We start from the raw sequence: 12152 nt of genomic DNA, 5'->3' as shown, positions 1-12152 counted from the left end.
GTTCCGGGTATCTGGAACGTTAGTCTTGGACAGTGGATCTACAGTGAAGATTCCCTGTACTTCCGAACGGTGTTCAACGGCAGCTTCAAACACGCTCTGAGCTGCTGTTATAGGCCCGTCCTCAATGGGGGACCGGCAATTTCGCGCCGAGGATCGGCAGTTGGATTCACAACTTCGCGTTGTTCGGTGATAGGCGCCGCTCTACGGCGCGGGTGAACTCGTTGAGACGTTTGGCGCAATGTCCAGACCGTTCGTCGCCGGTCACCCATCCGGGCTCAGGCCGGTGTCGACACTGGACTCCATGAGGTTCTTGGACGGGAAGGCAGTGGTCGTAACCGGGGCTGGGCGCGGCCTTGGGGAGGCGTTCGCGCTGCACGCCGCCCACGCGGGCGCGGCTGTCGTGGTCAACGACATAGACAGCGACTTGGCGGAACGGACCGCGGAGAACATCCGTGCCCAAGGCGGCAAGGTCGTCGCAAGCGACCACTCGGTGGCCGATCCCGGCCAAGCGCAGGCCATCATCGACCTGTGTGTCCGGGAGTTCGGCTCGGTGGACGGCCTGATCAACAACGCCGGGCTGAACTACGAGTCGTTGCCGTGGGACGAGGACCTCGACCAGATGAGGGAGCTGGTCGAGGTCAACGTCCTCGGGGTGATGTACGTGGGTGTCGCGGCGTCGCGGCAGATGCGGGCACAGGGTGGCGGTTCGATCGTCAACGTGTCCTCAGGAGCTCATCTCGGGCAAAGAAAGCTGGGAACCTATGCGGCGACCAAGGGTGCGGTCGCGTCGCTGACGTACTCGTGGGCGCTGGACATGGAAGACGCGGGAATCCGGGTCAACGCGTTGTGTCCCTTGGCGCACACAAGGATGGTGTGGAAGTCGGAGCGCTCGTTGCGGGCGTGCCCGCCGGACCGCACCGCGAGCCGGATCAGTCCGGTGGCGCTCTTCCTGCTGTCCGACCGAGCGCACGGGATCACTGGGCAGGTGGTCCGGTGCAATGGCCCGCAGCTGCACATCGTCGGGCAGCCGTACTTCAAAGCACCCATCCTGGAACGTGACGTCTGGGACTCCGACGGCGTCGAGCACGCGTTCAACGAGGTCTTCCAGGCGCACCTGGAGCCGTACGGATTGGAGAAGCGCCTCCCGCCAAGGCTGCGCAAATGGATCGTTCCCGCTACAGCTTCCTGAGGGCGGCACGGGCAAACGACGTCGTTTTGACGGAACGCCGGCGAGTTGACGTTCGGGCGGGCGAACGCCGCCACCGCGACCACACTCGTCGGCGCCCTAACGCGAACCGCCGCGGCTGGGCACGGCCTGAACTGTCCACCAGCCGCAGATCAGTCGGTGTCACCAGCAATCGACCGGTCTCGTGGCGCGGTCCGGACAGCACTTCCGCCGCGCCGTCACCGGATTCGTACAGTGATCTGAGCAGCACGTTGCCGGTGCGCTGGATTGCGGCGCCGGCCGGACTCCTCCTCGGTGGGCAGGGTGTCCAGGTGGCCCGGCGTGAAGATCACGACATCCGCCATGATCGGCGTGGCACTCGTGGCCAGCCAGACCAGTTGCGGCTCGGCCACCCCACCCGTGACCCGCAGCACGGTGTCCTTGTGCAGTTTCACTGAAATGCTGTCGCCGAGTTTGGCCATGATGTCCGTGAAGAACCAGGACAGATAGGCGCTCTGCACGTGGCGCGTCGCGAAACTCGTGCCAGTCAACGCATGGATCTCCGTGAGCATCCCGGTCCGTCCCGGTCGCGTCGACCTCGCCGGAGCGGACCTGGCTCGCCCACTGTGCCAGCGACGGGCCAGGCATGGCCGGACCTTCGCATTGGACGCTGTCGTCGATGAACATCGTGACGTCCTCGGCCATGGAGTTCATCCGCAGCAGCGGCGACTGGGCATGCCACCACACCCGGCCGGGGCCAGGCGGGTACGGGTCGATCAGGTGTACATCCAGTTCGCCAGAGCCAAGCAGATCGATGTTGGCGCCCAGCCGTTCCAGCACACTGGTTCCGCGTGGGCCTGCCCCGACGATCGCGACTGTCCTGGAGGACCCCACCTGTTCAAAAGTCGGAATGCCTGGCCAGGAATCAACTGTGCCCACCCAGTGGACGTGGCGGTCACTCCGGCCTGAGAACCGCTACAGGGCACTTCGCGTAGTGCAGGACCGCCTGGCTGACCGAGCCGAGCAGCATCCGGCGTACGGCACCGCGGCCATGGCTGCCCACGACGACCAGGTCCGCGTTGTCGCCCTGGGCCAGCAGGGCCTCGACCGGTTTGCTCATCGTTACCAGCGGCTGCACCCGCACATCCGGGTACCGGGCCGAGTGGCCGGCCAGCGCCTCGGACAACACGGCCTTGGCCTGGTCGGTGACAACACTCCAGTTCACGCCCCGCTCGCTGACCGCACCGAGCGCCTCCAACGGCAGATCGCTCCACGCGTGCACGGCGACCAGGTCGGCGTTGTGCCGCGTGGCGAAGTCGTACGCGAAATCGACCGCGCGTGTGCTCGTTGCGGAACCGTCGACGCCGACCACTACCCGGCGGCGTCGAGCGGGCTGGTCGGTTTCGCGAACCACCACGACGGGCGCGTTCGTAGACCGGACAAGCTCCGCGGATGTGGACCCCAACAGCACCTGGTGCACAGCACCATGGCCGGACGAACCGAGCACGAGCAGGTTCGCGCTCGACCCGAGTCGGTCCAACACGTCGACCGGGTCGCCTGTGATCACCGCGCCCTGAACTTCGTTGCCACCGGCCAGCGGCTGGCACTCTGCGACGAGTTCGTCGACGAGTCTCTGGTATTCGCCACGGAACGGGTCCTCCGACAGCACCACCATTTCGGTGCGTAGCTGCGTCAGTTCGGTCAACGGCCAACGGAACGCGTGCGCGATCACCAGTCGCCTGCGCCGCGTGGCCGCCTCCCTCGCGGCCCAGTGCGCTGCCCGGCGCGCCGAAGGCGAGCCGTCGTAGCCGACGACAACAGCGTCGTGTGCGGATTCGGACATCACGTCTCCTTTGCTCGGTGTCGATCTTCAGCGTTGCGTCCCGGTCGGCCTGGCCACCGCGTGCGACAGTGAGCCCGTGACACTCACTCTGGCCGCACTTGTCCGCCAGCGCGAATTCGGTCTGCGGGTGTTGGCGGGTGACGAGGCGACCAACCGCCAGGTCGGCTGGGTGCACGTCAGCGAGCTCGCCGACCCGGGGCCGTTCCTGCGCGCCGGGACGCTGCTGCTGACCACAGGCCTGCAACTGGGGCCGCCCGGCCCATACGTGGCGCGACTCGGCCAGGCCGGTGTGGTGGGCATCGGGTTCGGCGTGGGGCTGTCGCACAAGGCCGTCCCGGCCGGGCTGCTCAAAGCTTGCCAGGACGCGGGTATGCCGCTGGTCGAAGTACCGCTGGAGACCAGGTTCTCGGACATCACCAAATACGTGGCCGACGACATGGCACGGACCGCCGTCCGCGCCGCGCGCTCGACCGCCGACGTCGAACGCGCGCTCATCCGTTCGTTGGCCGCGCCCGACGTGCCCGGCGAGATCGTCCGCCACCTGGCGCGATGGCTCAACGGCTGGGCCATGCTGCTTGACCAGGACTTTCGTACCGTGGCGGCGGCCCCGGCCAAGGCCAGGCGCGAGCTCAAACGGGTCAAGGCCGAGGTGGACCGGGTGTCGCCCGCTGGGCGGTTCTCGCTGTCGTGGTCGGCCGACAAAGCGCAGGTGTCCGTGCATCCGGTTGATCACCTTGGCGGCTATCTGGCTGTCGGCACGCCGAAGCTGACCACGGACGGGCACAGCGTGATCGGCATGGCGCTGAGTTTGTTGGCGTTCCAGGGCGACCAGGTGACAGCTGTCCGGCGGGTGGAGCGTTCGTTGCGAGCGGCTGCCGCCAAATTCCTGATCCACGGTCTGAGCGAGGACGCCTTGGGCACCGGGGTCGTGTTGCCCAAACCCCCGGTCCGCGTCGCGGTCGTTCGTAGTGACGTGGCGTCCGCTGACGTTGCTGCCGTTGTGGAGAGGGAGATCCCGGACGCGCTGTTCGTCCAGGGCAGCGACTACCTGTTGTGCGTGTTTGAACGTCATGGTGTTCGCCAGTTGGCCGACCTGCTGGACGGACGTGGACGGGCCGCTGTCAGTGAGGCCGTGGCGTGGGAAAAGGTGCCGGACGCGGCGGCCGAAGTGGTGAAGCTTTCGGGTGCGCTACTCGGCACGGGACCGGTGATCGTGACCAAGGCCGACGTCGTCGACCAGGGCCTGGTGTCCCACGTGAACACCCCGGAAGTGCGCGCCTACGCCGACGCCCTGCTGGCTCCATTGCGCGCGTACGAGTCCACCGTCGATCTGATCGGCACGCTGCGGACCTTTTTGGCGTGCGACGGCAACTGGGGCGAGTCGAGCGCGCGGCTGGAAATCCACCGGCACACGTTGCGGTACCGGCTGCGGAAGATCGAAGAACTCACCGGCCGGAGCCTCGAAGCCACCAGCACACGGGCCGAATTGTGGGTGGCACTCCAGTTGTACAAGTAATGCGCAGTTTGTACAACTGACAGATCCGCAGGTCAGCGGTGTACTTCTGGCCATGGCGACCGGAATCCCCCAGCGACGCGTCCTGCGCACCGACATCCCCGGCCCGCGCTCGGCCGAGTTGCACGCCCGCAAGATCGCGGCCGTGGCATCAGGCGTCGGCACCACTCTGCCCGCGTACGTCGTCCGGGCGGGCGGCGGGATCGTGGTGGACGTCGACGACAACCACCTGATCGACTTCGGCTCCGGCATCGCGGTGACCAGCGTGGGCAACTCCGCTCCGCGCGTCGTTGACGCTGTCCGCGCGCAGGTCGAGGACTTCACGCACACGTGCTTCATGATCACGCCGTATGAGAGCTACGTAGCGGTGGCCGAGCGGCTCAACGACCTGACGCCAGGAGACCACGAGAAGCGCACGGCGCTGTTCATCTCCGGCGCCGAAGCCGTGGAGAACGCAGTGAAGATCGCGCGGCACCACACCGGTCGGTCGGCTGTCGTCGCGTTCGACCACGCCTATCACGGGCGTACCAACCTGACCATGGCCCTGACCGCTAAGAACATGCCCTACAAGCACCGCTTCGGGCCCTTCGCCGGCGAGATCCACCGGGTGCCGATGGCCTACCCCTACCGGTGGCCGTCCGGCAGTGCCACCTGTGCTGACCAGGCGTTTGAGGCCTTCACGACCGCGGTTCGGGTACAGGTCGGCTCGGACAACGTCGCCGCCGTGATCGTCGAGCCGATCCAGGGCGAGGGCGGGTTCATCGTTCCCGCACCCGGATTCCTGCACCGGGTCGCCGAGTGGTGCCGGGACGAGGGCATCCTGCTGATCGCCGACGAGATCCAGACCGGCTTCTGCCGGACCGGCGACTGGTTCGCCTCCACCCACGAGCGGATCGTGCCGGACTTGATCACCACCGCGAAGGGCATCGCGGGCGGGCTGCCACTGGCAGCGGTGACCGGCCGGGCCGAGATCATGGATTCCGTCCACACCGGGGGCCTCGGCGGGACGTACGGCGGCAACCCGATCGCATGCGCCGCGGCCCTCGCCGCCATCGACACCATGCACGCCGAGGACCTGTGCGGCAAGGCCCGCCGCATCGAGGCGATCATGCGTCCGCGACTCGACACGCTGGTCGAGAGATATGACCAGCTTGGCGAAGCCAGGGGACGCGGCGCCATGCTGGCCGTCGAGTTCGCCGAGCCCACACCCGCACTGGCCGGTGCGGTGTCCGCTGCCTGTCACCGGGCCGGGCTGATCACGCTCACCGCAGGCACTTTCGGCAACGTCCTGCGGTTCCTGCCCCCGTTGGTCATCGGTGAGGACCTGCTCACCGAGGGCCTGGACATCCTTGACGCGGCATTCCAGGAGGTGCTGTGAAAACCGATCTGTTCGTTGGTGGCCGATGGACGCCGGGCTCCGAAGGGACGTTCCCGGTCCTGGACCCCTCGTCCGGCGAGACCATCACTTCGGTGGCCCGTGCCGGTCTCGACGACCTGGACGCCGCTATCACCGCAGCTCACGAGGCATGGCCCGCGTGGGCAGCCACCGCGCCCCGGCAACGCGGCGAAGTGTTGCGCCGCGCCTTCGACGCGATGATCGAACGACGCGAGGAGATCGCGGCGTTGATCACGCAGGAGATGGGCAAGTCCCTGGACGACGCGCGGGCCGAGGTGACCTATGCGGCCGAATTCTTCCGGTGGTTCTCCGAGGAGGCCGTCCGGATCGGCGGTGAGCTGCGAACGGCTCCGGGTGGGGCGAACCGGATTCTGACGTTCCAGCGCCCGGTCGGCGTTTCGCTGCTGCTGACCCCGTGGAACTTCCCGGCGGCCATGGCCACCCGCAAGATCGGCCCGGCGCTCGCGGCTGGATGCACCGTCGTGCTGAAACCCGCCGAGGACACCCCGTTGACCGCGCTGCTGCTGGCCGGTCTGCTGGCCGACGCCGGCGTGCCTGACGGCGTTGTCAATGTTCTGACCACGGACAAGCCGGGCGATCTCGTCACCAAGGCATTGGCGGACGACCGGGTTCGTAAGCTTTCCTTCACAGGGTCGACCCAGGTCGGCAGACTGTTGCTGGCGCAGGCCGCGGGCCATATTGTCAAATGCTCCATGGAACTGGGCGGCAACGCGCCCTTCCTGGTGCTCGACGACGCGGACCTGGACGCGGCGGTGCAGGGCGCGATGGTGGCCAAAATGCGCAACCACGGCCAGGCGTGCACGGCGGCCAATCGTTTTCTTGTTCATGAATCCGTCGTCGGCGAGTTCACCGAGAAGCTCGTTTCGGCCATGCGGGCAGTGCCGTCGGCCCCGGTGATCAACGAACGTGCGCTGGTGAACCTGGAAGCCAAGGTCGAATTGTCCGGCGGCGCCATCCAGCTGGGCGGGAAACGGACAAAAGGTTCCGGTTTTCACTATCCGCCGACGGTCGTGACCGACGTTCCCCGTGACTCGGCCCTCGGCCGCGAGGAGATCTTCGGTCCGGTGGCGCCCATCTTCACCGTCCATGACGACGAGGACGCCGTCGCGTTCGCCAACGCGACCGAGATGGGGCTGGTGAGCTACCTGTATACCGCTGACCTGGCCAGAGGACTCCGGCTGGCGGAACGGCTCGACGCCGGGATGGTGGGGCTCAACCGGGGTCTCGTGTCCGACCCGGCCGCGCCCTTCGGCGGCCTCAAGGAGTCGGGTCTGGGCAGGGAAGGCGGCTTCGAGGGCATCGCGGAATACCTGGAAACCACGTACGTGGCGACATCCTGGTAACGGCAATTGGGATCAAGATCCGAAGAAAGTCGGGTTGACCGGGCTTTATCCGCTCTGGTGTAGTCGCTTTGCGTTCACCTCCCTGCACTTTGAGTGGACTTCGGAAGGAATGATCCGTTGAGCACCAACAAGTGGTTCAGCGCGCTCAAGAAATCCGCGATCGCGGTCGTCGGCGCGGCGACCATGATCGGCCTCGCGTCTCCGGCAGCGGCGCAGCAGCCGTCGGGCAGCCCGGACGGCGAGGTCGGCACCCAGGTCGTCGGCGGTACGAGGGCAGCCCAGGGCGAATTCCCCTGGATGGTCCGGTTGTCCATGGGCTGTGGCGGCGCGCTGTACACGCCACAGATCGTCTTGACCGCGGCGCACTGCGTGTCGCGGACCGGCGCCAACACCAGCATCACCGCCACGCTCGGCGTGGTGGACCTGCAGAGCTCCAGCGCGATCAAGGTCAGGTCGACCTACGTCCACCGCTCCGCGACCTACCCGACGGCCACTGGTGGTGACTGGGCGCTGATCAAGCTGGCCAGCCCGGTCAACAACGTGCCGACGCTGAAGATCGCGACCACCAAGGAGTACGACAACGGCACCTTCACCGTCGCCGGCTGGGGCGCCGCCTCCGAGGGTGGCGCGCAGCAGCGCTACCTGCTCAAGGCCCAGGTGCCGTTCATCAGCGACTCCACGTGCAGGGCGTCTGGCGGCAGCTATGGCGACCTGATCCCGGCCGCCGAGATCTGCGCGGGACTTCCGCAGGGTGGCGTGGACACCTGCCAGGGTGACTCCGGTGGCCCGATGTTCCGCAAGGACAACGCGGGCCAGTGGATCGAGGTCGGCATCGTCAGCTGGGGCGAGGGCTGCGCGCGGCGCGGCAAGCCCGGCGTCTACACCGAGGTGAGCACCTTCGCCAAGGACATCGCCGCAGCGGCAGCCAGGATCTAGCCACGCTGCTTCAGCGATGAAACCGCAGGCCCTCGTAGGTGGCTCGTCGGGACGGCCACCTACGAGGGCTTCGGCCTGAGCTCGTCCAAGATGAACATCGTGTGCGTCGCCATCACCTCGGGCATCGACTGCAGCCTGTCCAGCACGACGTCACGTAACGCGTCGCTGTCAGTGGTCCGTACGAGCAACAGGCCGTCGTATCCGCCGGACACCATCGCCGCGTGCTCGATCTCGGGCATGTCGGCCAGGCGCTGAGTGAACTCGCGCCACGACCGCTGGCGCAGTTTCACGGCCAGGTACGCCGACACCGTGTAGCCGTACCGGTGCGGATCGATCGTCGCGTGGTAGCCGGTGATCACACCGGACGACGTCAGCCGCTCGATCCGGGCGTACGCGTTGGCGCGGGAGACGTTGACCTGCTCGGCCAGCTTGCGCACCGAGATCCGGCCGTCGGTCCGCAGCAGTTCGACGATCCTGCGATCGACCTCGTCCAGTGCGGGCGCCATCCGTCCATCGCGCTCCCCCTGGCCGGACATCTGGTCGGACATCCGGGCCTCCCGTCGCGCTCCCGCAGGCAACTCGTCTCGGCCTCGGTCACCAGCGTGGACAAGCGTCACGATACCAACTGACCATTCGGTCATGAAGTCGATCGAGGCGAGCCCCGAGCTCACACTGCCGGGCCGGAAACCCATCCAGCTGGTCGACGAGAACGGGTCGGCCGTCGGTGACCTCCCGGACGAACGCGTGCTGCGATCCTTGCACCGCGCGATGGTCCTGGGCAGGCGGTTCAACAGGCAAGCCACCGCGCTGACCAAGCAGGGACGTCTCGCGGTCTACCCGTCGTCGGTCGGTCAGGAGGCGTGCGAGGTCGGCGCGACGCTCGCGCTCCAAGCCGACGACTGGCTGTTCCCGACCTACCGCGACACGCTGGCGGCGGTCACGCGCGGCGTCCCCGCGGTCGAGACGCTGACCTTGTTGCGCGGCGACTGGCACTCGGGTTACGACCCGTACGCGTATCGAGTCGCTCCGTTGTGCACGCCTCTGTCGACGAACGGGCCGCACGCGGTTGGCCTGGCGCACGCAGCGCGCCTGCGTGGGGACTCGTTGGCGGTGCTTGTGTTCATGGGCGACGGCGCGACGAGCGAGGGCGACGCTCATGAAGCATTCAACTTCGCGGCGGTGTTCAACGCACCGGTCGTCTTCTTCATCCAGAACAACCAATGGGCGATCAGCGTCCCGCTGTCCAAGCAGTCCAAGGCGCTGACGCTGGCACACAAGGCAATCGGGTACGGCATGCCCGGCTACCACGTCGACGGCAATGACGCCGCCGCTGTGTACACCGTCGTGTCCGAGGCGCTGGAACGGGCGCGCTCGGGCGGTGGGCCATCCATTGTGGAAGGGCTGACCTACCGGATCGACCCGCACACCAACTCCGACGACACCAACCGGTACCGGGACGCGAGCGACGCCGAACCGTGGCGCGCCACCGACCCGATCCTCCGGTTCAACCGCTTGCTAGGGGTGGACGAGTCGGCCTACGCGGACGAAGCCGACCGGATGATGGCCGAACTGCGCGCCGAGATGAACAAGGACGCGCACGTTGACCCGGACGAGCTGTTCGAACACGTCTACGCCGTGCCGACGCCGCGGCTGCGTGCGCAGGCCGCCGCGTTACGGGCGGAACTCGCGGTGGACCGGGATGAGGCGTGATGGCTCAGCTCAACATGGCGCAAGCATTGAACCGCGCACTGCGTGACGCGATGACCGATGACCCGAACGTAGTGGTGTTCGGCGAGGACGTCGGCCCGTACGGCGGCGTGTTCACGGTGACCGAGGGCCTGACGGCACAGTTCGGCGAGGACCGTTGTTTCGACTCGCCGCTGGCCGAGTCCGGGATCGTCGGCACCGCGGTCGGTATGGCGATGTACGGCATGCGCCCGGTCGTGGAGATGCAGTTCGACGCGTTCGCGTATCCCGCGTTCGAGCAGATCACGTCGCACGTGGCCAAAATGCGCAACCGCACTCGCGGCAAGGTCGCGTTGCCGATGGTCATCCGCATCCCCTACGGCGGCGGCATCGGCGGCGTCGAACACCACGGCGACTCGTCCGAGGCGTACTACACGCACACACCCGGGCTCACGGTTGTCACGCCAGGCACCACGGCGGACGCGTACTCGTTGCTGCGTGCCGCGATCGAAAGCCCGGACCCGGTGATCTTCATGGAGCCGAAGTCCCGGTACTGGAGCAGGGCCGATCTGGAACTGCCGGCACGGACCGACGCGATGAACCGCGCGGTGGTCCGCCGGGTGGGCCAGGACGTCACGCTGATCGCGTACGGCTCGACCGTCCAGACCTGTATGGAGACAGCGGACGCGGCCAAGGAGGAAGGCTGGGACGTCGAGGTCGTGGACCTGCGGTCGCTCACGCCGCTGGACGAGGACACCGTCTGCGCGTCGGTTCGTAAGACCGGCCGTGCTGTCGTCGTACACGAGTCGTCGGTGTTCTCCGGCTATGGCGCCGAGGTCGCCGCTACCGTGAGCGAGAAGTGTTTCCACTGGTTGGAGGCGCCGGTGCTGCGGGTTGGCGGTTTTGACGTGCCATACCCGCCGAAGGATCTCGAGGAGCACCAGCTGCCACACCCGGACCGGATCCTCGACACGATCGCCCGGCTGCAATGGGAGGACCAGTGAACGTCCGCCAGTTCGCACTGCCCGACCTCGGCGAGGGCCTTGTCGACGCGGAAATCGTGCGCTGGCTGGTCGAGGTCGGCGACGCGGTCGAGATCGACCAGCCCGTGGTCGAGGTCGAAACAGCCAAAGCCGCCATCGAGGTGCCCGTCCCGTACGCCGGCGTTGTGACCGCGCTGCACGGTGAAGCCGGATCGACGGTCGAGGTCGGCGCACCTCTGCTGTCGGTGGCCTCGGCCGGGCTGTCGGAACCGGGCGTCGAGACGAGCCCCAACCTGGTCGGGTCCGGCGTCACCAAACGTGCCCGACGCCAGGGCCGACGGCGGCCCCTTGCCGTCGCCGAAGCTGTGGCTGCTCCCGTGAGCCAGGTGGCTGTCGCCCCGAAACCGGGCCCGGTCGCGGTGGTGTCGCCGGTGGTCCGCAAGCTCGCGAGGGAAAACCACGTCGACCTGAAGGCGTTGTCCGGAAGCGGCCCCGACGGCCTGGTCCTGCGCAAGGACGTGGTGGCCGCGATGTCCGACCAGGCCGAGAACACCCAGGCCGGTGGGCAGACGAGGATCCCGCTGCGCGGTGTGCGGGGCATGATGGCCGAGCGGTTGAGCCGCTCCCGCCGGGAGATCCCCGAGGCGACGGTCTGGGTGGACGTCGATGCCACCGGACTGCTCGCCGCGCGCCAGGAGATCAACAGCGTCGACCCGGCCCGCCCGGTGAGCCTGCTCGCGCTGATCGCGCGGTTCTGCGTTCTCGGGTTGAAGCGGTACCCGGCGCTGAATTCCACCATCGACACCGAACGTGGCGAGATCGTGCTGTCGGACGCGGTGAACCTCGGGTTCGCCGCCCAGACACCACGTGGCCTGGTCGTCCCCGTGGTGAAGGACGCCCAGCAGTTGACCACCCGTGAGCTGGCCGCGCAGTTGGGCCACCTCACCGAGTCCGCGCGGGAAGGCTCGCTGCCGCCCGCGAAACTCACCGGCGGGACGTTCACCGTGAACAACTACGGCGTGTTCGGGGTGGACGGTTCGGCGGCGATCATCAACCACCCGGAGGCCGCGATCGTCGGCATCGGGCGGATCATCGACCGGCCATGGGTGGTCGACGGTCAGCTCGCGGTCCGCAAGGTGACCGAACTGACCCTCGCCTTCGACCATCGGGTCTGTGACGGCGAGGTCGCTGGCGGCTTCCTGCGGTTCCTGGCCGACTGCGTCGAACGACCCACCGCGCTGTTGGGTGACCTGTGATGGCGCCCTT

General features: G+C 67.5%; 11 protein-coding genes and 1 pseudogene. 8 read left to right on the top strand and 4 right to left on the bottom strand.

What is annotated here, in order from left to right; genetic code table 11:
- Positions 1–301 precede the first annotated feature (301 nt).
- Positions 302–1189: an SDR family NAD(P)-dependent oxidoreductase gene (locus ALI144C_RS21175; protein ID WP_076989137.1), complete on the top strand. Its 888-nt coding sequence runs from the start codon at positions 302–304 to the stop codon at positions 1187–1189.
- Between the two features lie 215 nt (positions 1190–1404).
- On the opposite strand, the gene ALI144C_RS58445 is transcribed toward ALI144C_RS21175, so the two are convergent.
- From ALI144C_RS58445 to ALI144C_RS21160, 3 genes and pseudogenes are all read right to left on the bottom strand, one after another.
- The gene (locus ALI144C_RS58445) at positions 1405–1737 is read right to left on the bottom strand and encodes an FAD/NAD(P)-binding protein (RefSeq protein WP_076988860.1); all 333 of its coding nucleotides are present in this window, start codon (positions 1735–1737) and stop codon (positions 1405–1407) included.
- 37 nt (positions 1738–1774) lie between these two features.
- Positions 1775–2059: pseudogene (locus tag ALI144C_RS59110) on the bottom strand (FAD/NAD(P)-binding protein); the annotation flags it as partial.
- Positions 2060–2120: 61 nt separating this feature from the next.
- Positions 2121–3008 carry a universal stress protein gene (locus ALI144C_RS21160; protein ID WP_076988859.1) on the bottom strand — a complete coding sequence of 296 codons (888 nt, stop codon included), beginning with the start codon at positions 3006–3008 and terminating at the stop codon, positions 2121–2123.
- A gap of 76 nt (positions 3009–3084) precedes the next feature.
- Here ALI144C_RS21160 and ALI144C_RS21155 point away from each other — a divergent pair, with 76 nt between their 5' ends.
- The 4 genes from ALI144C_RS21155 to ALI144C_RS21140 all read left to right on the top strand — a co-directional run bounded on the left by ALI144C_RS21155 (position 3085) and on the right by ALI144C_RS21140 (position 8217).
- Positions 3085–4524, top strand: coding sequence for a helix-turn-helix domain-containing protein (locus tag ALI144C_RS21155; protein WP_143230771.1), 1440 nt, complete (start codon positions 3085–3087; stop codon positions 4522–4524).
- A gap of 52 nt (positions 4525–4576) precedes the next feature.
- Positions 4577–5899 carry a 4-aminobutyrate--2-oxoglutarate transaminase gene (gabT, locus tag ALI144C_RS21150; RefSeq protein WP_076988857.1) on the top strand — a complete coding sequence of 441 codons (1323 nt, stop codon included), beginning with the start codon at positions 4577–4579 and terminating at the stop codon, positions 5897–5899.
- On the top strand, positions 5896–7281 hold the full coding sequence (locus ALI144C_RS21145; protein WP_076988856.1) for an NAD-dependent succinate-semialdehyde dehydrogenase: 1386 nt from the start codon (positions 5896–5898) through the stop codon (positions 7279–7281). The genes gabT and ALI144C_RS21145 overlap by 4 nt, the downstream gene beginning before the upstream one ends.
- A 183-nt stretch (positions 7282–7464) precedes the next feature.
- On the top strand, positions 7465–8217 hold the full coding sequence (locus ALI144C_RS21140) for a serine protease (RefSeq protein WP_143230789.1): 753 nt from the start codon (positions 7465–7467) through the stop codon (positions 8215–8217).
- 59 nt (positions 8218–8276) lie between these two features.
- Here the strand turns inward: ALI144C_RS21140 and ALI144C_RS21135 are convergent, their stop codons facing one another.
- A complete protein-coding gene (locus ALI144C_RS21135; protein WP_202819016.1) occupies positions 8277–8765 on the bottom strand; it encodes an Lrp/AsnC family transcriptional regulator in 489 nt (162 codons plus the stop codon).
- Between the two features lie 91 nt (positions 8766–8856).
- On the opposite strand from ALI144C_RS21135, the gene ALI144C_RS21130 reads away from it, so the two are divergent.
- The 3 genes from ALI144C_RS21130 to ALI144C_RS21120 are packed head-to-tail and all read left to right on the top strand — an operon-like array spanning position 8857 to position 12142.
- Entirely contained in the window at positions 8857–9927 is a 1071-nt protein-coding gene (locus ALI144C_RS21130; protein ID WP_083753244.1) for a thiamine pyrophosphate-dependent dehydrogenase E1 component subunit alpha, read from the top strand.
- Positions 9927–10907: an alpha-ketoacid dehydrogenase subunit beta gene (locus ALI144C_RS21125; protein WP_076988854.1), complete on the top strand. Its 981-nt coding sequence runs from the start codon at positions 9927–9929 to the stop codon at positions 10905–10907. The genes ALI144C_RS21130 and ALI144C_RS21125 overlap by 1 nt, the downstream gene beginning before the upstream one ends.
- Positions 10904–12142: a dihydrolipoamide acetyltransferase family protein gene (locus tag ALI144C_RS21120; RefSeq protein ID WP_237774241.1), complete on the top strand. Its 1239-nt coding sequence runs from the start codon at positions 10904–10906 to the stop codon at positions 12140–12142. Before ALI144C_RS21125 ends, ALI144C_RS21120 begins: the two co-directional genes overlap by 4 nt.
- Positions 12143–12152 lie beyond the last annotated feature (10 nt).

Origin of the sequence: Actinosynnema sp. ALI-1.44 (genome assembly GCF_001984155.1) — a bacterium.
GTDB lineage: Bacteria > Actinomycetota > Actinomycetes > Mycobacteriales > Pseudonocardiaceae > Kibdelosporangium.
The sequence above is the reverse complement of the archived record's forward strand: the minus strand, read 5'-3'. Positions and strand labels throughout refer to the sequence as shown.

What these genes read in the sequence shown, in the direction of transcription:
- ALI144C_RS21175 (WP_076989137.1), top strand. Translation starts at nt 302, where the DNA reads ATGAGGTTCTTGGACGGGAAGGCAGTGGTCGTAACCGGGGCTGGGCGC.
- ALI144C_RS58445 (WP_076988860.1), bottom strand. Translation starts at nt 1,737, where the DNA reads ATGCTCACGGAGATCCATGCGTTGACTGGCACGAGTTTCGCGACGCGC.
- ALI144C_RS21160 (WP_076988859.1), bottom strand. Translation starts at nt 3,008, where the DNA reads ATGTCCGAATCCGCACACGACGCTGTTGTCGTCGGCTACGACGGCTCG.
- gabT (WP_076988857.1), top strand. Translation starts at nt 4,577, where the DNA reads ATGGCGACCGGAATCCCCCAGCGACGCGTCCTGCGCACCGACATCCCC.
- ALI144C_RS21140 (WP_143230789.1), top strand. Translation starts at nt 7,465, where the DNA reads ATGATCGGCCTCGCGTCTCCGGCAGCGGCGCAGCAGCCGTCGGGCAGC.
- ALI144C_RS21135 (WP_202819016.1), bottom strand. Translation starts at nt 8,765, where the DNA reads ATGTCCGACCAGATGTCCGGCCAGGGGGAGCGCGATGGACGGATGGCG.
- ALI144C_RS21130 (WP_083753244.1), top strand. Translation starts at nt 8,857, where the DNA reads ATGAAGTCGATCGAGGCGAGCCCCGAGCTCACACTGCCGGGCCGGAAA.
- ALI144C_RS21125 (WP_076988854.1), top strand. Translation starts at nt 9,927, where the DNA reads ATGGCTCAGCTCAACATGGCGCAAGCATTGAACCGCGCACTGCGTGAC.